Origin of the sequence: Sphingomonas mali NBRC 15500, assembly GCF_001598415.1 — a bacterium.
In the GTDB taxonomy this organism is placed as follows: Bacteria; Pseudomonadota; Alphaproteobacteria; order Sphingomonadales; family Sphingomonadaceae; genus Sphingomonas; species Sphingomonas mali.
Genome location: NZ_BCYX01000054.1, coordinates 1 through 25340 on the forward strand (window position 1 = coordinate 1; position 25340 = coordinate 25340).

22 protein-coding genes are annotated in these 25340 nt (G+C 64.5%); 10 read left to right on the plus strand and 12 right to left on the minus strand.

The annotated features are described in order from the left end of the window. Positions 1–183: 183 nt before the first annotated feature. The 5 genes from SMA01S_RS21560 to SMA01S_RS21580 form a co-directional block, all read right to left on the minus strand. The gene (locus SMA01S_RS21560) at positions 184–714 is read right to left on the minus strand and encodes a GNAT family N-acetyltransferase (RefSeq protein ID WP_066827202.1); all 531 of its coding nucleotides are present in this window, start codon (positions 712–714) and stop codon (positions 184–186) included. Between the two features lie 8 nt (positions 715–722). Further along, entirely contained in the window at positions 723–1262 is a 540-nt protein-coding gene (locus SMA01S_RS21565; RefSeq protein WP_066827204.1) for a GNAT family N-acetyltransferase, read from the minus strand. Next, the gene (gene hemB, locus SMA01S_RS21570; RefSeq protein WP_066827206.1) at positions 1259–2248 is read right to left on the minus strand and encodes a porphobilinogen synthase; all 990 of its coding nucleotides are present in this window, start codon (positions 2246–2248) and stop codon (positions 1259–1261) included. The genes SMA01S_RS21565 and hemB overlap by 4 nt, the downstream gene beginning before the upstream one ends. 55 nt (positions 2249–2303) lie before the next feature. Further along, positions 2304–3776 (minus strand): MATE family efflux transporter, encoded by a 1473-nt coding sequence (locus tag SMA01S_RS21575; protein ID WP_066827208.1) that lies wholly within the window; start codon positions 3774–3776, stop codon positions 2304–2306. 269 nt (positions 3777–4045) lie between these two features. After that, positions 4046–6829 (minus strand): valine--tRNA ligase, encoded by a 2784-nt coding sequence (locus SMA01S_RS21580; protein ID WP_066827210.1) that lies wholly within the window; start codon positions 6827–6829, stop codon positions 4046–4048. A gap of 63 nt (positions 6830–6892) precedes the next feature. Between SMA01S_RS21580 and SMA01S_RS21585 the strand changes: the two genes are divergently transcribed. Beyond that, positions 6893–8047, plus strand: coding sequence for a retropepsin-like aspartic protease (locus tag SMA01S_RS21585; protein ID WP_066827212.1), 1155 nt, complete (start codon positions 6893–6895; stop codon positions 8045–8047). Positions 8048–8062: 15 nt separating this feature from the next. Here the strand turns inward: SMA01S_RS21585 and SMA01S_RS21590 are convergent, their stop codons facing one another. The 3 genes from SMA01S_RS21590 to SMA01S_RS21600 form a co-directional block, all read right to left on the minus strand. Continuing rightward, positions 8063–9445: a serine hydrolase domain-containing protein gene (locus tag SMA01S_RS21590; RefSeq protein ID WP_066827213.1), complete on the minus strand. Its 1383-nt coding sequence runs from the start codon at positions 9443–9445 to the stop codon at positions 8063–8065. Between the two features lie 32 nt (positions 9446–9477). Then, positions 9478–12372, minus strand: coding sequence for a TonB-dependent receptor plug domain-containing protein (locus tag SMA01S_RS21595; RefSeq protein WP_084250500.1), 2895 nt, complete (start codon positions 12370–12372; stop codon positions 9478–9480). A 191-nt stretch (positions 12373–12563) separates the two neighbouring features. Beyond that, positions 12564–13115 carry a CGNR zinc finger domain-containing protein gene (locus SMA01S_RS21600; protein ID WP_218016942.1) on the minus strand — a complete coding sequence of 184 codons (552 nt, stop codon included), beginning with the start codon at positions 13113–13115 and terminating at the stop codon, positions 12564–12566. Between the two features lie 167 nt (positions 13116–13282). On the opposite strand from SMA01S_RS21600, the gene SMA01S_RS21605 reads away from it, so the two are divergent. After that, positions 13283–14563: a glycoside hydrolase family 2 gene (locus SMA01S_RS21605; RefSeq protein WP_157094083.1), complete on the plus strand. Its 1281-nt coding sequence runs from the start codon at positions 13283–13285 to the stop codon at positions 14561–14563. Here SMA01S_RS21605 and SMA01S_RS21610 read toward each other — a convergent pair. The 3 genes from SMA01S_RS21610 to SMA01S_RS21620 form a co-directional block, all read right to left on the minus strand. Then, complete coding sequence (locus SMA01S_RS21610; RefSeq protein ID WP_066827219.1) at positions 14550–15350, minus strand: universal stress protein; 801 nt, start codon at positions 15348–15350, stop codon at positions 14550–14552. The two genes, SMA01S_RS21605 and SMA01S_RS21610, sit on opposite strands and share 14 nt — an antisense overlap. A 381-nt stretch (positions 15351–15731) precedes the next feature. Beyond that, a complete protein-coding gene (pdxH, locus tag SMA01S_RS21615) occupies positions 15732–16307 on the minus strand; it encodes a pyridoxamine 5'-phosphate oxidase (RefSeq protein ID WP_439654322.1) in 576 nt (191 codons plus the stop codon). Then, positions 16300–17013 (minus strand): sterol desaturase family protein, encoded by a 714-nt coding sequence (locus SMA01S_RS21620; RefSeq protein ID WP_369405679.1) that lies wholly within the window; start codon positions 17011–17013, stop codon positions 16300–16302. The genes pdxH and SMA01S_RS21620 overlap by 8 nt, the downstream gene beginning before the upstream one ends. Positions 17014–17295: 282 nt before the next feature. Between SMA01S_RS21620 and ccoN the strand changes: the two genes are divergently transcribed. Genes ccoN through ccoS form a run of 8 tightly spaced genes read left to right on the plus strand, consistent with a single transcriptional unit; the run spans position 17296 to position 25047 of the window. Then, positions 17296–18996 (plus strand): cytochrome-c oxidase, cbb3-type subunit I, encoded by a 1701-nt coding sequence (gene ccoN / locus SMA01S_RS21625; protein WP_066827225.1) that lies wholly within the window; start codon positions 17296–17298, stop codon positions 18994–18996. A 6-nt stretch (positions 18997–19002) separates the two neighbouring features. Next, positions 19003–19743 carry a cytochrome-c oxidase, cbb3-type subunit II gene (gene ccoO, locus SMA01S_RS21630; RefSeq protein ID WP_066827227.1) on the plus strand — a complete coding sequence of 247 codons (741 nt, stop codon included), beginning with the start codon at positions 19003–19005 and terminating at the stop codon, positions 19741–19743. Continuing rightward, on the plus strand, positions 19740–19901 hold the full coding sequence (locus SMA01S_RS21635; protein WP_066827229.1) for a CcoQ/FixQ family Cbb3-type cytochrome c oxidase assembly chaperone: 162 nt from the start codon (positions 19740–19742) through the stop codon (positions 19899–19901). Before ccoO ends, SMA01S_RS21635 begins: the two co-directional genes overlap by 4 nt. Further along, positions 19894–20808: a cytochrome-c oxidase, cbb3-type subunit III gene (ccoP, locus tag SMA01S_RS21640; protein ID WP_066827231.1), complete on the plus strand. Its 915-nt coding sequence runs from the start codon at positions 19894–19896 to the stop codon at positions 20806–20808. The genes SMA01S_RS21635 and ccoP overlap by 8 nt, the downstream gene beginning before the upstream one ends. Before the next feature lies 1 nt (position 20809). Then, entirely contained in the window at positions 20810–22297 is a 1488-nt protein-coding gene (ccoG, locus tag SMA01S_RS21645) for a cytochrome c oxidase accessory protein CcoG (protein WP_066827233.1), read from the plus strand. A gap of 4 nt (positions 22298–22301) precedes the next feature. Next, on the plus strand, positions 22302–22760 hold the full coding sequence (locus SMA01S_RS21650; RefSeq protein ID WP_066827238.1) for a FixH family protein: 459 nt from the start codon (positions 22302–22304) through the stop codon (positions 22758–22760). Next, positions 22757–24901, plus strand: coding sequence for a heavy metal translocating P-type ATPase (locus tag SMA01S_RS21655; RefSeq protein ID WP_066827235.1), 2145 nt, complete (start codon positions 22757–22759; stop codon positions 24899–24901). Before SMA01S_RS21650 ends, SMA01S_RS21655 begins: the two co-directional genes overlap by 4 nt. Next, complete coding sequence (ccoS, locus tag SMA01S_RS21660; protein ID WP_066590482.1) at positions 24898–25047, plus strand: cbb3-type cytochrome oxidase assembly protein CcoS; 150 nt, start codon at positions 24898–24900, stop codon at positions 25045–25047. The genes SMA01S_RS21655 and ccoS overlap by 4 nt, the downstream gene beginning before the upstream one ends. A 108-nt stretch (positions 25048–25155) precedes the next feature. On the opposite strand, the gene SMA01S_RS25035 is transcribed toward ccoS, so the two are convergent. Next, a partial coding sequence (locus tag SMA01S_RS25035; RefSeq protein ID WP_218016943.1) for a hypothetical protein occupies positions 25156–25340 on the minus strand: 185 nt, incomplete at its 5' end.

Genomic DNA, 25340 nt, shown 5'->3' on the forward strand with positions numbered 1-25340 from the left:
CATTCCCCTCTCCCGCTTGCGGGAGAGGGAGGGGCCCGCCGTGAAGCGGTGGGAAGGTGAGGGTCTTCTTACTTCTTCTTTGGCAAGAGCCGCTTGGAAGAAGAAAGAAGCCCCTCACCCACCCTCTCCCGCAAGCGAGAGAGGGCTAGGACAAGCCGGAGAGGGTTAGGACAAACAGGAGGTCTAGGGCCGCGCTATCCGATAGACGATGTGCGGCCTCAACGGATCGCCGACCGGCACCGCCGGGTGGTCGAAATCGCTATCATGATCGCGCACCATGCCGAGCCGTTCCATCAGGCCCCAGCTGCGCACATTCTCGATATTGGTCATCGCAGCGATGCCGGGCGCGTCGGTGTTCGTCCAACCCCAGGCGATCGACGCTTCGGCCGCTTCGTGCGCATAGCCCTGGCCCCAGGCGTCACGTGCGAGCCGCCAGCCGATCTCGACCTGATTGGCGATCGGCGTGCCCTCGGGCCCTGGCTTGAGCCCGCAAAAGCCGAGAAACGCGCCGTCAGCCTTTCGCTCGACCGCCCAGAAGCAATAGCCGTGGCTGGCGATGAACGCGTTCTGGCGCGTCGCGGCGGCTTCGGCGTCCTCGCGGCTCAGCGGCGGCCCGAGATAGCGCATGACCTCCGGATCGGTGCACATGGCATGAAACGGCGCGACATCGCTCTCGCGCCAGCCGCGCAGGATCAGCCGCTCAGTCTCGATCATGGTTGCACTCATCGCGGCCGGTCGATCGCATAGACGATCATGTCGCCGATCACGTCGTCATTATCGAGATAGAGCGGGTGGCGGAAATCGAGCTCGGGCCGCCGCGTCATGCCGATCCGGATCATCAGCCCCCAGGACGGCGCGTTGTCGGGATTGGTCCAGGCCGCAATCATGTCCGCCGGGGTGTTCGCCCAGCCCCAGTCGCGACTGGCCTCGGCCGCTTCCCGCGCAATCCCCTGCCCCCAATGCTTCTCGGCGATGCGCCAGCCAAGCTCATACACCCCGTCGACCGGCGTATCGGGATGTCCGCCGAGCCGCAGCCCGCAAATCCCCGCCAGTTGGCCGTCGACCTTGGTCTCGACCGCCCACATGCAATGGCCGTCGGCGGCCTGCTTCTCCATCTGGCGATCGATCAGCCCGTCGATCTTGTCGCGCGGCGCGACCCCGCCGAAATGCGCCATCATCGCCGGCGTGTTGATGATCGCATCGAACGCGGGTTTATCGTCCTCACGCCACGGGCGAAGGATCAGGCGAGGCGTCTCGATCATTTCGCCAGCAGTTTCGCCGCATGCAGCGCATGATAGGTCAACACGCCGGAGCACCCGGCCCGTTTGAACGCCATCAGCGTCTCCAGCACGACCGCGTCGCGCTCGGCGGCGCCGGCCGCGACCGCCGCCTCCAGCATCGCATATTCGCCCGACACTTGATAAGCGAATACAGGAACTTCGAAGCGATCCTTCACGCGCAGGATGATATCGAGATACGGCAGCCCCGGCTTGACCATCACGCTGTCGGCGCCCTCGGCCAGATCGAGCGCGACTTCGCGCAACGCTTCCTCGGCATTGGCCGGGTCCATCTGATAGGTCTTCTTGTCGCCCTTGAGCAGCCCGCGCGAGCCGACGGCGTCGCGGAACGGGCCGTAAAAGCCGCTGGCATATTTGGCGGCGTAGGACATGATCTGGACGTTGACATGACCGTCCGCCTCCAACGCATCGCGGATCAGGCCGACGCGGCCGTCCATCATGTCCGACGGCGCGATGATGTCGGCGCCCGCCGCGGCCTGGTTGAGCGCCTGACCGACAAGCACTTCCGCCGTGGCGTCGTTGAGTACATAGCCACTCTCGTCGAGCAAGCCGTCATGCCCGTGGCTGGTATAGGGATCGAGCGCGACGTCGGTCAGCACGCCGATATCGGGCACCGCGTCCTTGAGCGCACGGATCGCGCGGCACATCAGATTGTCGGGGTTGAGCGCTTCCTTGCCGTCGTCGGTGCGGCGGTCAGGTTGCGTATTCGGGAACAAGGCGATGCAGGGAATGCCGAGATCGCGCGCTTCCTTCGCCCGCGCGACGATGCCATCGACCGACCAGCGCGACACGCCGGGCAGGCTGGCAATCGGTTCCTCGACTCCCCGCCCTTCGGCGATGAACAGCGGCCAGATCAGATCGGCCGAGGTCAGCGTGGTTTCGGCATGCATCCGCCGGCTCCAGGCCGAGGCGCGAGGACGGCGGAGGCGGGTCGCGGGATAGTGGCTCATGGCCGCGCATGTGAGCCCCCGCGCCGCTCTGCGCAAGGGCCGAGGAGACTCTCGGTCAGCCCGTCGGGTGCAACCGCCCCGCCGGCTCGCCGGTGCCATGGGCATGTTCTTCCGCCTCGGGCTCCGGCGGGACGATCAGCATCTGCTCACGCCAATGTCCGCTCCTGTAATACCAGCCGGCAAGCAGGAGCGAGACCATCGAGCCTATCGGGAAGGCGTACCACAAAGCGTCCGCACCGATCAGCGGCTGGCCCAATATCGCGAAGCCGAGACGGACCGGATAGAATGCGATCGCCAGGATAACCAATGGCGGCACCGTCGACCCGTTGGCGCGCACGGTCGAGAACAGCACCATCGTCGCGCCGAACATCACGAAGGTCCAGCTCGAGATCAACTGGATATGCCGCGCGATCGGGATTGCCGGGCTGCCGCTGCCGACGAACAGGGTCATCACCTGACGGTCGAACAGGATGATCGCGGCGTTGACGACGAGCGTGATGATCGTGTTGTAGAGGATGCCCGACCGCGTGATCGCGTTGACCCGCTCCCATTTACCGGCGCCGATATTCTGCGCCGCCATCGAGCTCACCGCGACGCCGATCGCCATCGCCGGCATCTGGATATAGGTCCACAGCTGCTGTGACACGGCGTAGGCGGCGGCGGTTTCCACGCCGTGACGGTTGACGAGGCCGATCATCGTGAGACCAGCCGTCGACATGACCAGCATCTGCGCGCCCATCGGCAGACCCTTGGCCAGGATGATCTTCACCAGCGCCTTTTCGGGGATCAGGTAATGCAGTTCGTGGCCGCGCAGACGGATCGGTAAATTGCGCCAATAGACATAGATCAGCAGGCCCGCCGACGAGACGATACCGGCCAGCAAGGTCGCGGTCGCCGAGCCGGCAATGCCCATCTTCGGGAACGGGCCGATGCCGTCGATCAACAGCGGGTTGAACGTACTGTCGATCGCCACGCTCAGCGCCATGAACCACAAGGGTGTCACCGAATCGCCGGTGCCGCGCAGGCTCATCTGGATGAGCACGCCAAGCATCGAGAAAGGCAGACCCAGGAAGATCACGCGCAGATAATCGCGCGCCATGTTCTGCGCCTCGCCCGGCGTCGCCAGCAGCCGCAATATCTGCGGCGCGAACAGCCAGCCCAGGATCGAAATCACTACCGCGCCACCGATCACCAGCCCGACCGCCGATCCGAACGCACGGCGCGCGCCTTCGATATCGTGTCGCCCGACCGATTGGCCGATCAGGATCGTCGCCGCCATGCCGAATCCGAACACGGCGGAAAACATCAGGAACATGATGATATTGGCGTTGGACGTCGCCGCCAGCGCGCCTTCGCCCAGGAAACGCCCGACCCAGATCGAGTTGATCGAACCGTTGAGCGACTGGAGGATGTTGGATGCGAGCGTCGGCAGCGCGAAGGCGAGCAAGGTCGGGCCGATCGGCCCGACGGTCAGGTCGCGGCGGCCTCCGGGCCCCCGTTGCTGAGGCTGTTGCGGCGGCTGCGCCACGGGTGGATTGCCTTTCTGCGGCCCGGACGGCCGGATTCGGTGATCGCTGAAGTCGCGCCCAAATAGGCAACGCACGGCGTTTCGCCTAGCCCGAGGGGCAACATAATCCGTTCCAAGTCGGACGGGTTCCAACGGCATTGCGCAGCACGGGCCGGAAATCCCACACCGTCATGCCGGGCTTGTCCCGGCATCCAATGTGCAACAACGGCTGGGTTCCGTTGAGGATATTTGGACCCCGGCACAAGGCCGGGGTGACGTTGTGGATCAGGCTAACCCAGCCGCGCCAGCGCTGCCGTCAGCCGTTCGGCCTCGGACGATTTCTCGGCATGATCCGCCCGCGCCTTTTCCACCGCCTCGGGCTTGGCGCGCTCGACGAAGCTCGGGTTATTCAGCCGGCCAGCCAGGCTATCGCGCTCCTTCGTCGCCGCCTCGATCGCCTTGGTCAGGCGCGTGCGCTCCGCCGCAAGGTCGATCACGCCTTCCAGCGGCAGGACGAAAGTCGCCTCGTCGAGCACGACCTGTGCCGCACCGCCGGTGACATCGCCCTCGGCACGATCGATCCGCGCGAGACGCGCGATCGCGGGCGCCAGACGGTCGAACCGCGCCAGCGTCTCCGGTGACGCGTCGCGCAGGTGCACTGGCAGCCGCGCACCCGGCGGCACGTTGAGTTCCGTCCGGCTCGACCGCACTTCACTCACCAGCCGGATCAGCCAGTCGATCTCCTTGCCTGCTTCGGGATCGATTGCGCGTGCATCGGCGATCGGCCATTTCGCGACGATCAGGTCGGACTCTCGCTCGCCCAGTTTCGACCAAAGCTCCTCGGTCACGAAGGGCATGAACGGGTGGAGCATGACCAGGATCTGGTCGAGCACCCAGCCCGCGACCGCCTTGCTCTCCTCGTCGATCGCGCCACGGTCGTCGCCGCTCATCACCGGTTTGATCAGCTCGAGATACCAGTCGCAGAACCGGCTCCAGGCGAATTGATAGATCGCGTTGGCGGCGCCATCGAAACGATAATCGGCAAGCGCCAGGTCGACCGCCTGCACCGTCTGGATCGTCTCGCCGATGATCCATTTGTTGACCGCGAGCGTGGCTTCGGGCGCCTCGAGCGTCTTCGACGCGCCGATGCCGTTCGACTGGCAGAAGCGCGCGGCGTTCCACAGTTTGGTCGCGAAGTTGCGGTAACCCTCGACCCGCTTCTCATCCATCTTGATGTCGCGGCCCTGGCTTTCCATCGCCGCCATGAAGAAGCGCAGCGCGTCGGCACCGTACTTATCGATCAGCCCGAGCGGGTTGACGACATTGCCCTTCGACTTGGACATCTTCTGCCCGTCGGCGGCGCGCACCAGGCCATGCAGATAGAGCGTGCGGAACGGCACATCGCCCATGAAATGCATCCCCTGCATCATCATCCGCGCGTCCCAGAAGAACAGGATGTCGAAGCCGGAGATCAGCACGTCATTGGGGTAACGGCCATGAAGCTTGGGATCAGTTTCCTCGGGCCAGCCCATCGTCGCGAAGGGCCAGAGTGCAGAGGAGAACCAGGTGTCGAGGACGTCGGGGTCTTGCCACAGGATAAGCGTCTTATCATCATCGGCCAGCGTCTCGCGCAACGCCTGCGCAGCCCGCTCATCCTCCACGACGATCGCCGACCCTCCCGTCAGGTCGAGCCCAGCGTCATTCTGCCCGATCGCTTGCAGCAAAGCGGCCTGCTCATCTTGAGCAACAAATATGCGGCCATCGTCGGTGAACCACGCCGGAATCCGATGTCCCCACCACAGCTGCCGCGACACGCACCACGGCTGGATGTTCTCCATCCAGTTGAAGAAGGTCTTTTCCCAACTCTTCGGCACGATCTTGATCGCGCCCGACTGCACCGCCTCGATCGGCTTCTTCGCCAGCGTCTCGGCGTCGACATACCATTGATCGGTCAGCCACGGCTCGATCACGTCACCCGAGCGGTCGCCATAAGGAGTCTGGATCGTGCGCGGTTCGGCGTCATGCTCGACGCCTTCCTTGTCGACATGCGGGACCAGGAAGCCGCCTTCCTTCAGCCGCTCGACCACCAGCTTGCGCGCCCAGAAGCGGTCGATGCCGAGTAGATCGTCGGGGATCAGGCCGTCAGCAGTCTGCTGAACCTGCCCCTTGGCGTCGAGCATGTTGAGCATCTCGCCCGCCTTGAGCCCGGCGCGCTTGCCCACCTCGAAATCGTTGAAGTCATGCCCCGGCGTGATCTTGACCGCGCCGGTACCGAGCGTCGGATCGGCATGTTCGTCGCCGATCACCGGGATCAGCCGGCCGGTGATCGGCAGCTTCACCTGCTTGCCGATCATCGCCTTGTAGCGTTCGTCCTCGGGATGGACCGCGACCGCCATGTCGGCGAGCATCGTCTCCGGCCGCGTCGTCGCGACGGTAATCGATCCCGACCCGTCGGCCAGCGGATAGCGGATCTGCCAGAAGCTGCCCTTGACCTCCTTGGTCTCGACCTCGAGGTCGCTGATCGCGGTGCCGAGACCCGGGTCCCAGTTCACCAGCCTTTTGTCGCGATAGATCAGGCCCTGATTGTAGAGGTCCACGAACACCTTGAGGACGGCCTTGGAAAAGCCCTCGTCCATCGTGAAGCGCTCGTTCGCCCAGTCCATCGAACAGCCGAGCCGGCGGAGCTGCTGCGTGATCTCGCCGCCGCTCTCGGCTTTCCATTCCCAGACCTTGGCGACGAATTCCTCGCGCGTGAAATCGGTGCGCTTCTGCTGGCGCTCGGCCATCTGGCGCTCGACAACCATTTGCGTCGCGATGCCGGCATGGTCGGTCCCGACCACCCAGAGTGCGTCCTTGCCCTTGAGCCGCGCATGCCGAACCAGCACGTCCTGCAACGTATTGTCGAGCGCATGGCCGATATGGAGCGAGCCGGTGACGTTGGGCGGCGGGTTGACGATCGTCCACGGTTCGGCGCCGGGGCGATCTGGGCGGAACTGGCCGCTCGTCTCCCAATGCGCATACCAACGCGTTTCGATCTCGGCGGGGTCGAAGGTCTTGGGAAGTTCGGTCGTCATGCGCCCGCCTTTACCGGCTGATCCGGTCTAGACAAGCCGTGGTGCGGCGGGAAGGATCGCGGGATGCCGACTCCGCTGATTGCCCTGCTGCTCGCCCAGACTGCTCTTCCCCAACCCGATCCCTATGCGCCACCGCCCAAGGCAGGCTCGGCCGAGCGCCTGGCCTATGACGCCGAACGCGGGGGACCGGGCGAGGATGCGGCGATCGAGGCATGGCTCGCCGGACACCCCGACGCGTCGACGACCAGCCGCGCAATGTTGTTCCATCGCCTGTGCATCGATTACGGCGTCCGCACCGGCGGCGAGAAGCGCGTGGCCGCCTGCGCCCAGGCGAACAAATTGGCGCCGGATGGCGAGGATGCCAGCGACGAGAAGATCGCCGAGGCGTTCCGCGCCGCGCCGCCGATCCGCGCGCATGGTGGCGCGACGGTGCCGACCATCGCCAATCCGCTCGGCAGCAAGAGCGCGAATGTCACGGTCAACGGCGTCACCCTGCCCTGGTTCATGGATACGGGCGCGGAGATCTCGGTCGTCACCGAAAGTACGGCGGCGACGCTCAATGTGCGCGTCCTGCCGGGATCAAGCGATGTCGGCACCTCGACCAGCAACCGCGTGACCGGCAAATTGGGCCTGATCGACAAAGCGACGATCGGCGGCGCCACCGTCGAGAAACTGCCGGTGCTGATCCTCCCCGACGCGATGCTGAAGCTCGGCAAGGATTACACGATCCCCGCCATCCTCGGCCTGCCCGCCTTCGCCGCGCTCGGCCGGGTCGCCTGGATCGACGGCGGCACCAAATTGGCGCTCGGCAGCGACGCGCCTCTGCCCAACGGCAAGACCGTACGCGTCTATTGGCATGAAGATGGGCTCGGTATCCCGATCGCGACCCCGCTCGGCACGGCCGGCGCGCAGTTCGACAGCGGCGCTGATTCGACCGCGTTGCGCAGGCCCGGGCTAGGACTGCTGACAAAGGACCAGCTTGCGAGCGCCGCGGAGCGCAACGCGACGATCGGTGGCGCCGGTGGCTTCGTCACCACCAAGGTCCGCCTGCTGCCCCAGTTCGATTATACCGTCGACAATGTTCCGCTGAGAGCGCTCAAGGTCAATATCGAGGAGAATGACAGCAGCGCCGCCCGCGTCGGCAGCGACATGATCGCCCAACTCAAGCTGCTGACGATCGATTTCGCGACGATGACGCTGCAGGCGACGCCGTCCTAAGGGACAGGCAATGCGTCAGGGCAATCTGGTGAAGTGCAGAACCACGCGCGGAATAGTTAGAGTGAAGCCCATGCCATTGTCATCGAAACTCAGCGTGTAGCCCCGCCCCTTATATTGACCGGGTCCGGTCGCTTCCAGCACTTGCGGCGCGCCTGGCTTGCCGGTGCGGTCGGTGACCGTCACCGTGCCGCCGGCTTCGGTAAGGGCGATGGAATAGACCGCCTTGAGGTTCGGATTGCCGTAGCGGCCGTTGAGCGATGAAGGCGGGGCGCCTTCGCTCACGCGCGGCACGCTTCCATCATAAGCGGCAAGCACGGCATCCGCGACCTTGTCCGGGTTGTAATCGCCGTTGTTGCAGAGCAGCGCCAGGCCGAACCGCTGCTCGCGATCATAGCCGAACAGAGTCTTAAATCCTCCCGCGGCACCGGTGTGGTGGAACCAGTGCGGACCGATCAGCAGGGCATTGCCATAGACCGCGCCCTGGCCATGATCGCGCACCGGGCGGCCATCCGCGAACCGTCCCGGCATGGTCATCAGCCGAGTGAGTTCCGGGGTCCAGACTTTATGCCCATTGTCGATATCGGCATACCATTTGGCGAGATCATTGATCGTCGTGATCAGCCCGCCACTTCCGCCGAATAGCGGGATTTCGTCGGTCAGCGTCGCCTTGCCGCCGGGCATGGTATAGCCGCGCGCGGCATTGGCGTCGGACGGACGGCTGCCCAGCATGACGAAGCTGCGGGTCATGCCGAGTGGCTTCAACAGATGCGAACCGACATAGGTCTCGAACTTTTCGCCCGAGACGCGCTCGACCACTTCGGACAGCAGCAGATAGCCGCCATTGGTATAATCGTAGGCGGTGCCGGGCTTGAACTTGGTATCCCGCTGCTGAAACACCTCGGCCAGCGCCTGGGCCCGGCTCGCACGGGAAAGCGGTTCGATCCCGTCGAGCTGCAACAGAACCAGGGAGTCGCGCACGCCGCTCGTCATGTTCAACAGGTTCTGGATCGTCAGCGGATCGGGATAGGGCGGCAAATCGGGCAGGTAGCGATGGACGTCGGCGTCGAGCCGCACCTTGCCGGCCACGACCAATTGCATGAGAGCGGCTGCGGTGAACTGCTTCGAGACCGAGGCGGCATAGAATTGCGTGTCGGCATCGATGCGGCGACCGGTCGCGACATCGGCATAGCCGTCGTTGACCAGCAATTCGGTCTTGCCGCCCCGAAACAGGCCGACCGCGCAGCCTGGAGCGGCGGAGGCGGCGGGCACATCTAGCGCTGCTTTGACTGCGGCCGCCTTGGCCGCCGTCGGTTCGACCGGCGCCGCGGCCGCTGCCGCGGGCGCCGTCAATGACGCCGCGATGAGCGCGAACAGCGGCAGATATCCGATCCGAGTCACGCTACCCTCCCCTTTTTTGTCGGCAATCGACCTCAATATTTCACGCGGAACCCGCCCATGAACTGGCGGCCGATCGTGTCGTACAGGGCCCGCGTCGTGCCGTAGCCGCCGGCGCCGGTGATCGGCGGATCGTTGTCGAACAGGTTCTGGACCGCGGCGAACAAGGCGATCTTGCTGCCCGCGCCGTGCGGACGGAAGATCGTCACTTCACCGGAAAGGTCGGCATAGAGCCGTCCGTTGACGGTCAGCTTGTCGAGATTGCTGGCGGTCAAGGTGCGGTCGATGAAGCCGCCGCCGACATAGCGCGCGGTGGCACTGAGGCGCCAGTCGCCGGCGATATAGCTGACATTGGCGTTCGCCTTCCACCGCGGGTTGCCGCCCATACCGGCGACGGTCGGCTGGACCACGCTGTCGTCCAATCGGACATGGACGGTCCCGTCATAAGTCTCGGTCTTGATCAGATAATTGACCAGCCCCTGAAAGACGAGGCGATCGGCGCCGACCGGCACGGTATAGCTCATCTCGACGTCGATGCCGCGGGTCATGGCATAAGCGAGATTGGTCGGTCCGCTGAATACCGTGGTGATCAGGCCGCTATTGTCCCGGGTGATGTACTGGCAAGCCGCGGTGTTGGTGGTGAAGCATTGCTGCACGATCGTCGCCGGCGTCAGCTGGATGATCGCCTTCTTGATGTCGATATTGTAATAGTCGACCGAGATGCTCAGCCGCGGAATGAAGCTCGGCGTCAGCACCACGCCGCCCGTGAAGGTCCGGGCGACTTCAGGCTTCAGGTTCAAATTGCCCGCTGTCAGCGCCGTGACCAGATAGCTTTGCCCGAGATAGCGCGGGTCGAGATCCGTGACGGTCAGGAAGGAACTGCCGCTCTTCTGATATAATTCGGTCAGATTGGGCGCGCGGATGTCGCGGGATTCGGTCGCGCGCAGCCGGATCGAATTGTTGATCGCATAGTCGACACCCGCTTTCCAGGTCTCGACCGTACCCGAGGTCGTGTAATTGGTGACACGACCGGCGATATCGACGCTCAGCCGCTTACCGAACGGTGAATTGGCCAGCAGCGGGATCAACAACTCGCCGAACGCTTCCTTAACGTCGACACTGCCGGAATAAGGAAGTGCGGGAGCGGAATAAGCCCCGGCCCGCGAGGCGCTGTCGAAATTCACCCTCAATGACTGACTGCGATATTCGCCGCCCACAGCTAGCGAGACCGGCCCGGCCCAGGTCGAGAAAGGCTCGCCGCGAAGCGTGAGCGAAAGCTCGTCCTGCTCGATGTCGTTGATCGTTTCGGCGACCCCGTTGACGTAGCGCAACGCCGGATCGTTCGGGTCGACCTTCCCCATGATGTTGAGCGGGATGCAGCCATTGCTCGGCTTGGTCAGGGTGGACCGGCAGATAGCGGAACCCGGACGAGCCGGGTCGGCCACGGCGTCGATCGCCAGCGCGTAATTGGCAAGGATGCGGTTGTTCTGGCTGATATTGTCGTTGTAGTTGCGGCCGTGGCCGTAATAGCCGTCGAACGCCCAGCTCTTGCCGAGCTCGCCATGCACGCCCAGCGTGATCTGATAGACGTCGGTATTGTAGCTGGTCAGCGTCCGCGCATTCTGATCGGCGAGCTTGTTGACGGTGATGGCCGAGACCTTGTTGGCCGCCAGGGTCGCGGCCAGATCTGTCGGCAGATAGAAATTGTCCGCCGCGATCGTGTAGCTGAAGGTCGAGGGGATACCGTCCTGCAGCGAATGGAAATGGCTGTAGGAACTCTCGATGAACGCGGTCCAGCCGGGCGAGATGTCGCCGCTCAGCTTGCCATAAGCGGTATAGCGCGTGATCGGAGTCGCCCCGACCTGATCGGCCATACCGTTCACGCCGTCCCCGCCCAGCGCCGTGCCCGAGGTCGTCAAGGTGCCCAGTGAGAACGGCACCGCCTGACCGGCATCGTTGAACTGAATGCCCTTCAGATAGGCCGGCAGGCCGGTGATGGTGTTGATCGGGGCGCCGGAGCCGGGCCGAAACGTCACTCCGGTGATCACGCCATTGGCCGTGGAATTGCTGTTACGCAGACCGCTGGTGACGAGAAACTGACGCGGCTGGCTCGGCGTGCCGAGGCCGCCATTGCCGGCATTGGGGTTGGCGAGCAGGCCTGCACCGGCCGCGGCCCAGCGCCGCGCGGACAAACGGGCGATGCCAGTATTGTCGGAATATTCGCCGGCCAATACCAGGTGCATGCTGTCGGTCAGCTTCGTCCCTGCTGCCACCGAGATCAGCACGTTGCGGTAATCGCCCGCTCCGGCCTCGCCGGCCTGCAGCGTTGCCTTAAGGCCCTCCAGGTTCGCCTTGGTCTGCAGATTGACCACGCCCGCCACGGCATCGGCGCCATAAGCGGCGGAGGCACCGCCCGTCACCACATCCACGCGGTCGATCAGGGCTTGGGGAATGTTGTTGAGATTGACCGCACCGGTCGGGTTGGACGGCACGTAGCGCCGGCCATCGAGCAGCACCAAGGTACGGGCATAGCCGAGACCGCGCAGGTCGAGATAATTGCCGCCGATCTGGGTGCCGCCACCGGCATTCACCGCGCTGGTCGGGGTGAGCGACGGGCGCAGCGCCGGCATCTGGTTGATCGCGTCGGCGACGTTGGGCGCGGCGACCCGCGCCAGGGCGTCGGCATCAATCGCCGTGACCGGTGTCGGTGCGGTGAAGCCGGTGCTGCGGACCAGCGAACCAGTGACGACGATGTCCTTCTGCGGTTCATCGTCACTTGGCTGTGTAGCAGGGGGCGTTTCCTGCGCAGCCGGTGCCGCATTGTTGGCACTCGCGGCAAGTGCGGGCGGAGATATCAGCAAGATCGCGGCACAACCGGCAAGGTACGCAGAGCGCAGGCGTGCGACTTCGGAACGCGAATGAGGCGCCATGATTTCCCCCTGATGTTTATGCTCTCGGTCTTTACTGCTGGCCGGGCACTGCAACGTCCGTGAGCGGGGACGAGGAATCAATCGCAATTACGTCTTGCGCCGATAACCCGAAGTTATGATCCGGCTCAGTTCGCCGGTCTTGGATTGACCCGGCGGAATCATTCTGGGCCGCTCGCGACGTATCGCGGACGTTAGCCCCTGTTCCGGCGAGTCGCCGTTTTGCTGGCGGTCCCGCAGGTTTGCATCGCGCACCACCGTCGTCGCCCGTTCTTGCTCGTGTCCGCAAAAATCCATCCGCAGGAGCTCTGGTTCGCACAGCGTTTGAGTTTGAACTTGCCCGCGCGCGCATCGACCAGCGTATCCACGACGTCCAGGGCGATCCGCTTGAGAGGGATGCGAAGATCTTCCGGGTCCGCGCGCAACGTAAGGAGGCCGTTTTCCGACAGCGACTGGCTCTGCCAGGCACGCAGCAACCAGTGATTTTCGACCAGCAGCGGACCTTGAGGAAGCGCAACCCCGTCGATGCAGGCCGACAAGAGCAGATAGGTGGCATCCCGCAGCGAGCGAACGTCCGCCATGAGGCGTTCGCCCTCTCCCTCCAGACGCGACATGTCTATCATCTCATCCGTAGCGATCGCACCGGAGCGCCGGGCCCATTCCACATATCGTTCGGGGGTCGCGATATAATCCTCCACGTCTGCCGCGAACCGGTCGTGGATCGTGTTGGCGAAATCGATCGACAAGCGGCCGCCATCCAGACGGATCACGGAAACTGGACGGGGAGAGGAAGCGACCATCCCAAATGCACTCCGTTGACTGCACCAGTGAAATCAATTTAACTGGTGCAGGAGCTCTACCTGCTCCAGTTTCCAAATGCACCTTCCTTCACGCAGCTTGTGGGAGAAGCGAATTGTCTCAGCGGCTGCGATTCTGGTTCTGCTCTCTGAGCCTGGCGATGCTGCTCTCGGTCATCGCAACGCTCGCGATCGGCGGCCGGCCCGATCCGATCGGCCCGGCGCGGGTGCTGGACGGGACATGGCGCTTCCATCCGGGCGACGACCCACGATGGGCCGATTCGCGGACCGACGATCGGAACTGGGATCGGATCGACCTGGTTTCGCTGCCCGGCAATCACGATTTCGATGTTGGTCTTCCCGGCTATCTCGCGGGTTGGCACGCGCACGGTCATCCCGGTCTTGAGGGCTATGGCTGGTACCGCCGCCGTGTCGCTTTGCCCGCGCAGGGCGACCTCACGTTACTCGGCCCGACGATGGTCGACGACGGTTATGAGATGTTCTGGAATGGCAAGCCGATCGGCGGCATCGGCAGGCTGGACCACGACCAGAAAGTGGTTGGCGCCCGGCCATTCCTGGTCAGGCTTCCGCCATCGGCGGGCGAGCGTTCCGCGTTGCTGGCCATCAGGACTTTCATGCAGCCGGGGCTTGGCCGGGACGATCAGAGTGGCGGGCTCAGGAGCGTGCCTACCCTGGCCGCGGCTTCGTTCGGCGACATATTGCACCGCGCCCAATGGCATCGAACTATCGCCGGCTATATCGTCGAAATCGCGTTGCCGATCATGATGTTCCTGCTCGCCGGGATCGCGCTCGTCGCGGCCCCGTCGACAGCAAGGCCCGGCTTTGCCCGATGGCTATCGATCGCCCTCGTGGCGACCGCCTGTCTGAGGCTGGGTAATGCGGTGTCCGCCTGGACCGACCTGATCGATATTTCGACACTGGATCGGCAGAACGCCATTCTGTTGTCACCGCTCGCCATGTTGGCGTGGATGGCCGCCTGGAACGACTGGGCAGACGGGCGCGACCGGCGGGTCGTCTTGCTGACCGGCATAGCGGCCTGGGCCGCAAGGGTTGTTGGAGCGGCTATTCATGCGGATGCGCTGGTCACCGTTGGCCGCACCGTCTTCGCTGTCCTGTTCGCGATGATCGCCGCGCGGATCAAGGCGCGGGGCGAACGCAGATTGCTGGCACTGGCGACAATGGCGGTGATAGCGGTCGCGCTGTTCATCACCGAGCTTTCCCGGTTGGGCGTCCCCACCATCTGGTTCCCATTCAACATCGGCGTTACGCTCACGCAATACGCCTATGCGCTGGCGCTCCCGCTACTCTCCTTTGCGCTCACGCCGGCCACGGACGATACCCACGCGCAGGATATGACTATCGTCAGTGCGCCATGAACACCGGGCATGGGGCGTTCGCTAGCAAGTCGCGAGTGACGCCGCCGAACAACGCTTCCGTCAACCGCGAGTGCCCAAATCCGCCGGCGATCATATAGCCTGCATCGTGGCTCACGGCGCGGCCGATTAGCGTGCGGCCGATTTCGCCATTTTCGGGCGCCAGCCGCTCGACGCGGACATGGATGTCATACCGCGACAGATAGCTGGCTGCGGCCTCGGCGGATCCTTCGCCGCGCCCTTCCACTTCGGTCAGGAACACACGGTCGGCATGCTGTAAAAGGGGAAGTGCGTGTCGCACCGCCGCCATCGAAGCGGTCGATCCGTTCCAGGCGATCATGGCACAGGACGGCCGGAATCGGCGCAGATTCTCCGGAACGGCGAATACCGGCTTGCCCGATCGCGCGATCACTTCGCCGGCGACGGCGCGCATGTCCGCACTAGGGAAGTCATCCAGTCGCCGATTAACGACGATCAGATCCGCGAACTGACTGGCGGCGCGCAAGCTGGGGGCGAGCCGGCCTGTTACGTCGGCCCATTCCCAGGAAACGCCTTCGTTCTTCAGCCGCCGCTCCAATCGCTTACGATTGCTGGCCTCACTGGCGACTTCTTCGGCGAGCAGGATTGCGCTAACCCCACCTCCGAATGCCTCATCCGCGAGAGCGACCGGAGGGATTGCGACATCCAGGCACATCAGGTGACCGTTGAACATTCTCGTCACATCCAAGGCCAGTTGAAGGCGCGCCTCCTGACCAGGATCGTCATGGATCAATACCAGGATATTCTTCATCGCCCTCTCCGCGGAATAGTCGGCGCTCAGCCTATTGCCCCTGCTGCGACGGCGATATTGGGGGAATTACGAAGCCCTTTGGTCAGCGGCGACCTCGTGCACGCCCCGCGTCTATCCGCAACATTACGGATCGCGCGATCGGGCATTCGCCGGCAGGGAAGAATTTCGGTCCACTTCGGACCGAATCGGAGTACGGGAAATGCATCGGCTAGACGCCGGCACGATCGCTGCGGCCTATGGTCGGCGCGCCCATCAATATCTGGTTGACCGGATGGCCGACGCCGTGCGCGCCGGACGGGACGACGATGCGCTTTACTATCAAAAGGTTCTTCGCGAAGTAGAGCGAATCCGACGCGACGAGCCGGCTCGACCTCCGTCCGATCAAGGGAATAGCGTCTGAATAATCCAATTGTCGCCGCGACGACGATATTCCCGCCGCTCGTGCAATCGCGCGGCACCCTCCGACCAGAATTCGATCGACGTCGGATGCATGACATAGCCGCCCCAGAAGGGCGGTCGCACGACGTCCTGCCCGTCGAAGCGCTCGGCATGTGACGCGACCCGCGCGAGCAGGACGGCACGATCGGGTAGCGGCTCGGATTGGCGAGAGGCCCAGGCACCGATCTGCGATTCCCGATCGCGTGACGCGAAATAGGCGTCGCTGCGTTCGCTGCTGATCGCCGTCACCGGTCCCTCGATCCGCAGCTGACGGCCAAGCCGGGGCCAAAACAGGCAAATCGCGGCGTCGCGGCGGTCGGCCAACTCGCGAGCCTTGCGGCTGGCGTTGTTGGTGAAGAATTCCAGGCCGTGCCGATCATGTTGCTTGAGCAACACGACCCTGGACGATGGCCGTCCATCGCGGTCCGCTGTCGCCAGCACAGCGGCGTTGTAGAAGGCCGGGTCGGCCGCCGCGGCGTCGGCGAACCATTGTTCGAGCATCGGCCACGGCTCAGTCACGGACGCCGCCCCGATATCGCGGATGGCTGGAGGCGACTCCGCCCGACCGGCGCGCGACCCACGGATAGCGGCGGGACATCCCATCGTCATAGCCGAGGTTGAAGACCGTGGCGCTTTTAGCGGGGCGTTGCGGCCGCGTGTAATAGGTCTGGAACAGGTGATCCCAGAAGAAATTGGTGATGCCGAAATTCCCACGTTCGTCGTGGAAATGATGCTCGAGGTGGCGCGCCTTCATCACCGCGAGAAACCGCAGCCGCGGCTTGTAGGACAGATGCTGGATACAATGCGCGAATTCGTAGAAGCAGGTGACGAGCAGGCCAGCGGCGAATCCGGCGGCAGCCCCGCCGATCCCCCCAATCATCCATCCGGGCAACGCCGCGACCAGCAGCAAGGTCGGGAGCGTCGTGTAGAGCGCGCCGAACAGCACCTCCAGGTGATTGGGATCCCGGTGATGGTCGTAATGGATGCGCTTCCACGCCGGGGCCAGGAACGGCACCTTGAACATCCAGTTGCTGTGCAGCACCCAGCGATGGAGCGAATACCAGACCAGCGGATAGGCCAGGACGACCAGCGCGATCGCCGCGGCGGTCTGAACGAGCGAGGCCGGCCGGTAGAGGTATAGACCCACCATCGCGGCCGCCAGCACAAGGTACGTGATGATCGCATAGTGACGGAAGTAGGCGCCGGCGAGCTCGCGTAATGTCATGCGATCGAGATAGTGGGATCGGCGCCAGAAAGGGGTGGCGAGCATTTCGTCGGACTGCATGACGGGTGGTGCCTCGGCTGATGGAAAGTGACGAGGCGACCGATTGCCCCCTCTGACGCCTCGTCACGAAGAGCCCATAAACCCCCGCCCCACAGCCTGGATTTGATCGCGGTCAAGGAAATCGCCGGCGCTGGCGGCCACCGCCCCATCGCGCCGGCAAGGCCTTGGGGAAACTACGCATAGAGCCACGCTCGCCCTCCCGGTTAAGCCGCCGCCATCCCCATGAACCGGGGTGACAACGCTTTTCGGGGGGTCGATTTGGACGACGTCGTGACCAGGGCCGGGGGTTGGCTCCTATTGATGTTCCTCTGCGTGAGCGCAGCGGGCTTTGCGGCCGATACCGGCTTTGCCGTGCACATGATGATCTGCGCCGCCGCGGCGACGATCGCGGCTTTCTATACGCTGCGGCAGATCGGGCGCGCGCCGGAGGCGGTACGCCCCGACCGCTATTATGACGACGTGATACGCTGGGGCGTCATCGCGACCGTGTTTTGGGGCATCGCCGGATTTCTGGTCGGCATCCTGATCGCGTCGCAGCTCTCCTGGCCGATCTTCAATCTCGGTCTTGAATATACGTCCTTCGGGCGCCTGCGTCCGCTCCACACGTCGGCGGTGATCTTCGCGTTCGGCGGCAATGCGCTGATCGCGACCAGCTTCTATGTCGTGCAGCGCACCTGCCGTGCGCGCCTGTTCGCGCCCGCCCTCGCCCGCTTCGTGTTCTGGGGATACCAGCTGTTCATCGTCCTGGCGGCGACCGGCTATATGATGGGGATCACAGAGGCCCGCGAATATGCCGAGCCCGAATGGTATGTCGACATCTGGCTGACCATCGTCTGGGTCAGCTACCTGGTCGTCTTCGTCGGCACGATCGTGAAGCGGTCCGAACCGCATATCTACGTCGCCAACTGGTTCTACCTCGGCTTCATCATCACCGTCGCGATGTTGCACCTGGTCAACAATGTCTCGGTGCCGGCATCGTGGCTGGGATCGAAATCCTATTCGGCCTTTTCGGGCGTCCAGGATGCGCTGACCCAATGGTGGTACGGCCACAACGCGGTCGGCTTCTTCCTGACTGCCGGTTTCCTCGGCATGATGTATTATTTCGTGCCCAAGCAGGCCGAACGGCCGATCTACAGCTATCGCCTGTCGATCGTCCATTTCTGGTCGCTGATCTTCCTCTACATCTGGGCCGGCCCGCACCATCTTCATTATACCGCGCTGCCCGACTGGGCGCAGACGCTCGGCATGGTGTTCTCGGTGATGCTGTGGATGCCGAGCTGGGGCGGAATGATCAACGGCCTGATGACGCTCAACGGCGCGTGGGACAAGATCCGCACCGACCCGATCATCCGCATGATGGTCTTCGCGCTCGCGTTCTACGGCATGTCGACTTTCGAAGGCCCGATGATGTCGGTGAAGAGCGTCAATTCGCTGTCGCACTATACCAACTGGACCATCGGTCACGTCCACTCGGGTGCGCTCGGCTGGAACGGCATGATCACCTTCGGCGCGATCTACTACATGACGCCGCGCCTGTGGGCTCGCGAGCGGCTCTACTCGCTGCGCATGGTCAACTGGCACTTCTGGTGCGCGACGCTGGGTATCGTCCTCTACGCGTCCTCGATGTGGGTCGCCGGCATCACCCAGGGCCTGATGTGGCGCGAATATGGCGAGGACGGGTATCTGGTCTATTCCTTCGCCGAGGTCGTGGCGGCGCTGCATCCCTATTACGTGATCCGCACCGCGGGTGGCCTGCTCTACTTCGCCGGCGCGATCTTCATGGTGTGGAACGTCTGGATGACGATCGCGGGCAAGCTCCGCGACGAAGCGCCGATGACCACGGCCGCCTTCGATCCGGCGAAGGACCGCCCGGTCGTGCCAGCGGCCCTCGGGGCCACTCCCCTTCCTCTTGCCGCCGAGTAAGCAGCAATGGCCATTTCATTCCTTCAGAAGCACAAGGTGATCGAGCGCAACGTCATGTTGCTGATGGTGTTCGCCTTACTCGTCGTCGCGATCGGCGGCCTGGTCGAGATCGCCCCGCTGTTCTGGATCAAGGAGACGGTGCCCAAAGTCGACGGCGTGCGGCCGTACACGCCGCTCGAACTCGCCGGACGCAACATCTACATCCGCGAAGGCTGCTCGCTCTGCCACAGCCAGATGATCCGCCCGTTCCGCGACGAGGTCGAGCGTTACGGGCATTACAGCCTGGCGTCCGAAAGCATGTACGATCACCCGTTCCTGTGGGGGTCCGAGCGCACCGGTCCGGACCTGGCCCGCGTCGGCGGACGCTATTCGGACGAATGGCATCGCCAGCATTTGACCGACCCTCGCTCGGTCGTGCCCGAATCGATCATGCCCGGCTATGCCTTCCTGGCGGACCGCAACCTCGAGTTGCCGCATATCGATCGCGATCTGACGGCGCTCCGCGACGTCGGCGTTCCCTATAGCGACGACGACGTCAAAAAGGCGGTCGCCGACGTCCTGACCCAGGGCGACTTCGGCGACGGCGACAAGGCCGAACTGGCCAAGCGCTATCCCGGCGCGCAGTCGCGCGATTACGACGGCAATCCGGGTCGCCTGACCGAGATGGACGCGTTGATCGCCTATCTTCAGATGCTCGGCACTCAGGTCGACTTCAAGAAGGCGGCGGCACGGGAGACCGCCAAATGACCTACGAAGCGCTCCGGCTATTCGCCGACTCTTGGGGCCTGGTGCTGATGGGAGTCGCCTTTGTCGGCTTTGTCGGCTGGGCTTTCCGCCCGAATTCGAGCGCGGCCACGCACCGCGCCGCCACCAGCATTTTCGAAGAGGATCAGGCCGATGGCTGACAACAAGCGCATCGACCAGGCGACGGGCACCAGCACCGTTGGTCACGAATGGGATGGAATCGAGGAACTCGATACGCCGATGCCACGGTGGTGGCTGTACATCTTTTACGCCTGCATCGTGTTCGCAATCGGCTATTGCATCGCCTATCCGGCCTGGCCGCTATTGACCCGTGGCACGCCGGGCGTGCTGGGCTGGACCAGCAAGGGCCAGTTGGAGGCGGAACTCGCCGCTGATCAAAAGGCCAAGGCGGCCACGCTCGCGGCGATCGATCGTCTGCCGATCGAGGAAATCGAGAAGAATCCGACGCTGATGCACGCGGCGATCGACGGCGGACGCGCAGCGTTCCGCATCAATTGCTCGGCGTGCCACGGATCGGGCGCGGCCGGCAGCAAAGGCTATCCGAACCTGAACGATGACGACTGGTTGTGGGGCGGCGACATCAAGTCGATCCAACAGACGTTGCTCGACGGCGTGCGTTTCCCGGGCGACGACAATACCCGCATGTCGCAGATGCCGGCGTTCGGCAAGGACGAGATCCTGAAGGCGGACGAGGTGCAGGACGTCGTCTCTTACGTGCGGTTCATCTCGCATCAGGAGGCGGCAAGCCCGTCGGCCAAGCGCGGCAGCGCGATTTTCGCCAACAATTGCGCGGTCTGTCACGGTCCCAATGGCGGCGGCAACCGCACCGTCGGGGCGCCCAACCTGACCGACAAGATCTGGCTCTATGGCGGCGATCGTGACACGCTGACCCAAACGGTCACCAATGCGCGTTACGGGATCATGCCGGCCTGGGGTCAGAAGCTCGACCCGGTGACGCTCAAGATGGTTGCCGTCTACGTCCATTCGCTGGGCGGCGGCGAGGCCATTCCGGCGGCGGCCCCGGCCACCACCGTCGCGGCCAAGTGAGATGGCGGACCCGCGCGATCTGACCAATGGCGAGGAGCATTTCTTCGCCGCTCGCCGCAAGGTTTTCCCCAAGAAGATCGACGGGACGTTCCGCCGATTGAAATGGGCGGTGATGGCGGTCGCGCTGGTCGTCTATTACGTCACGCCGTGGCTGCGCTGGAACCGCGGGCCCTACGCTCCCGATCAGGCGGTGCTGGTGGATCTGGCGCATCGCCGCTTCTACATGTTCTCGATCGAGATCTGGCCGCACGAATTCTATTACGTGGCCGGGTTGCTGATCATGGCGGCGATCGGTCTGTTTCTGGTGACGTCGGCGGTCGGGCGAGCGTGGTGCGGCTATGCCTGTCCGCAGACGGTGTGGACCGACCTGTTCGTTCATGTCGAACGCATGATCGAGGGCGATCGCAACGCGCAGATCCGGCTCGACCGGGCTCCCTGGGGACCGGCCAAGATCGCCAAGCGATCGAGCAAGCTCATCCTCTGGCTGGCGATCGCGGTCTCGACCGGCGGTGCCTGGGTCTTCTACTTCACCGATGCGCCAACGCTTGCCCGCGAACTCGCGAACGGAACCGCGCCATTTGTCGCTTATGCGACGATCGGGGTTCTGACGTTCACGACCTTCACGCTCGGCGGGCTCATGCGCGAGCAGGTGTGCATCTATATGTGTCCCTGGCCGCGCATCCAGGGCGCGATGATGGACGAGCGCACGCTCGCGGTGACCTACAAGAGCTGGCGTGGCGAACCGCGCAGCCACGGCGTGAAGCGCGCCGCCGAAGCACGCGATGGAAACATGGTGCTGGCCGACCTCGCCACCGGCGCGACGCGGATCGGCGACTGTATCGACTGCAACGCCTGTGTCGCGGTTTGCCCGACCGGAATCGATATCCGCGAAGGCCCGCAGATCGGGTGCATTACCTGCGGCTTGTGCATCGACGCTTGCGATGATGTGATGAAGCGAGTCGGCCGGCCGCCGCGGCTGATCGGCTATACGACGGAGGTCGATGCCCGGCTCGAGAGCGCCGGCAAGCCGGCATTGCCGCCGCTGCGCCGACTGCTGCGGCCGCGCACGTTGATCTATCTCACTGCCTGGTCGGCGGTCGGGCTCGCCATGTTGTTCTCGCTCGGCACCCGCACCCGGCTGACGGTCGAGGCACTGCAGAACCGCAACCCGATGTGGGTGCGTCTGTCCGACGGCAGCATCCGCAACAGCTATTCGATCAAGGTGCGCAACATGGAAGGTCGCCCGCGCACCATCGAACTCGGCCTGCAAGGACTCGATGCCGCCATCTGGACCGAGGAAGGATCACGCCAAAGCGCGTCGCGCGCGGTACGGCTGACAGTGCCCGCCGACCAGGTGGCCAAGGTATCGCTGTTCGCCGCGGCGCCGGCGACGGGCGACCAGCGCACGACGATCACCTTCACCGCGCGCGCGCTCGACCGTGAAGGCGGCGCTGCGTCGGCACCCAGTTTCTTCGAACGCCCGGAGTAGGATGATGACCGCACGCTTCACCGGTTGGCATATGCTGGCGATCATGATCGGCTTTTTCGGTGTGGTGATCGCCGTCAATGCCGTGATGGCAACCGACGCCATCCGGACGTTCGGCGGACTGGTGGTCGAAAATTCCTATGTCGCAACGACGCACTATAATCGCTGGCTCGCCGAAGGTCGTCAGCAGGAGCGCGAAGGCTGGCAAGCCGCGCCGACCGCGGACAGCACCGGCGAAGTTTCGCTGCGCCTGTCGCGCGCCGGCCGGTCGATTGATGATGCCTCCGTCCGCATCATCGCCAACCACCCTGTCGGGCTGGTCGCGCAGCGTAGCTTTCGCCTGCACGCATTGGGTGGTGGCATGTACCGCTCCGACGAGCGATTGCCGCACGGAAGGTGGTTGGTCCGCATCGAGGTCAGCGCCGGCACCGAGCGTGCGGCGTTCGACGACGAGATCAGGGCATGAACGCACCGGTCGTCATCCGTCGCGACGATAGCCTGACGACGACCGATCTGACCGTCGAGGGCGTGCATTGCGCCTCGTGCATCGCCAAGATCGAGGGCGGTCTGCACGCGCTGCCCGGAATCGCGACCGCCCGGATGAATCTCTCGACGCATCGGCTGCATGTCGCCCATGCCCCGGCGATCGATGCGGCGACCCTGGTGCGCACGGTCGAGGGGTTGGGCTTTCGGGCGCATCCGTTCGCTGCCGCCGAGAGCACGGGCGAGGACAGCGAACGCCGCCGGCTGCTGCTCGCGCTCGGCGTGGCCGGGTTCGCGGCAATGAACATCATGCTGCTGTCGGTATCGGTCTGGTCGGGCGCGGATGAGGCGACACGCGGGCTGTTCCATTGGCTGTCCGCGCTGATCGCGATCCCCGCAGTGGCTTTTGCCGGGCGGCCATTCTTCACCAACGCGTGGAGCGCGTTGCGTCGCGGCCGCACCAACATGGATGTGCCGATCTCGATCGGCGTCGTGCTGACCACGCTGATGAGTCTCTACGAAACCGCCACAGGTGGCGAGCATGCCTATTTCGACGGCGCGGTCATGCTCCTGTTCTTCCTGCTCGCGGGGCGCTTCCTCGACAGCGTCATGCGTGCCCGTGCCCGCGACAGCGTTGCGGCCTTGCTGCACCAAGTTCCAGCCGATGCACTGGTGCTCGCCGCCGACGGATCGTCCTCGCGGCGCCCGATCGCCGACCTGCGCCCCGACGAGCGCGTGCTCGTGGCTGCCGGCGAGCGGATCCCGGTCGACGGGATCGTGGAGACCGGCACAAGCTTGGTCGACCGATCGCTGGTGACAGGCGAAAGCGCGCCCGATCCGGTGGAGGCCGATGGCGAAGTTCTCGCCGGCACCATCAATGTCGCGGCCCCGCTGGTGATCCGCGTGACCCGAACGGGCGACGATACGGCGATCGCCGACATCGCGCGGCTGATGGAAACGGCGCACCAGGTCAAATCACGCTATGTGCGGATCGCGGATCGAGCATCGCGCCTTTATGCGCCCGCGGTCCATACGCTGGCCGCGCTCAGTTTCCTCGGCTGGCTGATCGCCGGCGCCGGCGTGCATCAGGCGGCCACGATCGGTGTCGCCGTCCTCATCATCACCTGCCCGTGCGCGCTGGGACTGGCGGTGCCGATCGCCCACGTCGTCGCTTCGGGTGCGTTCATGCGCGCGGGGATGCTGGTCAAGGACGGCAGCGCGATCGAACGCCTGTCGCGCGTCGATACCGTGCTGCTCGACAAGACCGGGACGACGACGCTGGGGCGCTTCGTTCCGGTCAGCGGCATGCCCGACGACGTCGCCACCCTGTCGATCCTGTTCACCCTGGCGCGCGGCAGCACGCATCCCATGTCGCGCGCGATCGCGATGGCGGCTCAACAGGCGGGCGCGGTGGCGCTGCCGGCCGCCTATCTGAGCGAGCAGGCCGGATTGGGGCTCGAAGGCGAAATCGCCGGGGTCCACTGCCGGCTGGGACGGCCCGACTGGATCGCCGGCGACGGCGCACTCGACTATGATCGCACGGCAATCGCCTATCGCGTCGGAGAACAGCCGCCCCATCTCGTCGTCCTGAGGGACGAAACCCGGCCTGATGCGGCGGAAGCGATCGCGCGCCTGCATCGTTCGCGGCTGACCGTAGAGATGTTGTCGGGCGACACGCCTGCCGCGGTTGCGGAACTTGCCGCCACGCTTGGAGTCGCGGCCCAGGCGCGGATGTCGCCGGGCGACAAATACGATTACGTCCGCAAGCTTCAGGCTGCGGGGCACCATGTCCTTATGGTCGGCGACGGCCTCAACGACGGTCCGGCGCTCAAAAGCGCGGAGGTCGCGATGGCTCCGGGCAATGCGAGCGATGTCGGCACGCTCGCTGCCGATATCGTCTTTCTCGGCGACCGGTTGATGCCTGTCCCCCTCGCGCTCGCGGCCGCACGGCGGACGATGACGGTCGTGCGCCAGAACTTTGCGCTGGCGATCGGCTATAACGCGATCGCCGTGCCGCTCGCCATCCTGGGGCAGGTGACACCGTTGATCGCCGCAGCGGCAATGTCGGGATCGTCGCTGTTGGTCGTCGCCAATGCGCTGCGGTTGAGGGGAGCGGTACGATGAACGGCATCCTGTTGCTCATCCCGTTCGCGCTCGGCCTCGGCCTCGCTGGCCTCGCGGCGTTCTTTTGGGCGGTTCGCGATGGCCAGTTCGAGGATCTCGACGGCGCCTCTATGCGTATCCTGATCGAGGATGATCGGGATGACTGAAGGTGTCGCGGCCTGGATGGGAATTGCGGGGATCGCTCGACTGGCGCTGGCTATTGCCTGCTGCCCGCCCTCGCAGGTCCTGACGCTGCCGTTATGTGGCGACAACAGTCACCGCATCGCGATTCCGCTCGATCGCAAAAAAGCCCCGCGCGAGGAATCGCCTACGGGGTGCCATGCGGTCTGCAGCCGGAAGTTGGCCAGCGACGGCGAAGACTGCCCCGATTGCTGATCGCCGTCACGCCGCGAGGCGAACGGCGCTTTCCAGCTCGAGCCGGTTCCAGATGTCGACCAGT

Coding starts and splice junctions, on each gene's coding strand:
- SMA01S_RS21580 (WP_066827210.1), bottom strand. CDS start 6,829: ATGACGACCGAACTTCCCAAGACCTTCGACCCCGCCGAGATCGAAACG.
- hemB (WP_066827206.1), bottom strand. CDS start 2,248: ATGAGCCACTATCCCGCGACCCGCCTCCGCCGTCCTCGCGCCTCGGCC.
- SMA01S_RS21655 (WP_066827235.1), top strand. CDS start 22,757: ATGAACGCACCGGTCGTCATCCGTCGCGACGATAGCCTGACGACGACC.
- SMA01S_RS21585 (WP_066827212.1), top strand. CDS start 6,893: ATGCCGACTCCGCTGATTGCCCTGCTGCTCGCCCAGACTGCTCTTCCC.
- SMA01S_RS21650 (WP_066827238.1), top strand. CDS start 22,302: ATGACCGCACGCTTCACCGGTTGGCATATGCTGGCGATCATGATCGGC.
- ccoN (WP_066827225.1), top strand. CDS start 17,296: ATGAACCGGGGTGACAACGCTTTTCGGGGGGTCGATTTGGACGACGTC.
- ccoP (WP_066827231.1), top strand. CDS start 19,894: ATGGCTGACAACAAGCGCATCGACCAGGCGACGGGCACCAGCACCGTT.
- ccoO (WP_066827227.1), top strand. CDS start 19,003: ATGGCCATTTCATTCCTTCAGAAGCACAAGGTGATCGAGCGCAACGTC.
- SMA01S_RS21610 (WP_066827219.1), bottom strand. CDS start 15,350: ATGAAGAATATCCTGGTATTGATCCATGACGATCCTGGTCAGGAGGCG.
- ccoG (WP_066827233.1), top strand. CDS start 20,810: ATGGCGGACCCGCGCGATCTGACCAATGGCGAGGAGCATTTCTTCGCC.
- ccoS (WP_066590482.1), top strand. CDS start 24,898: ATGAACGGCATCCTGTTGCTCATCCCGTTCGCGCTCGGCCTCGGCCTC.
- SMA01S_RS21560 (WP_066827202.1), bottom strand. CDS start 714: ATGATCGAGACTGAGCGGCTGATCCTGCGCGGCTGGCGCGAGAGCGAT.
- SMA01S_RS21565 (WP_066827204.1), bottom strand. CDS start 1,262: ATGATCGAGACGCCTCGCCTGATCCTTCGCCCGTGGCGTGAGGACGAT.
- SMA01S_RS21620 (WP_369405679.1), bottom strand. CDS start 17,013: ATGACATTACGCGAGCTCGCCGGCGCCTACTTCCGTCACTATGCGATC.
- SMA01S_RS21595 (WP_084250500.1), bottom strand. CDS start 12,372: ATGGCGCCTCATTCGCGTTCCGAAGTCGCACGCCTGCGCTCTGCGTAC.
- SMA01S_RS21635 (WP_066827229.1), top strand. CDS start 19,740: ATGACCTACGAAGCGCTCCGGCTATTCGCCGACTCTTGGGGCCTGGTG.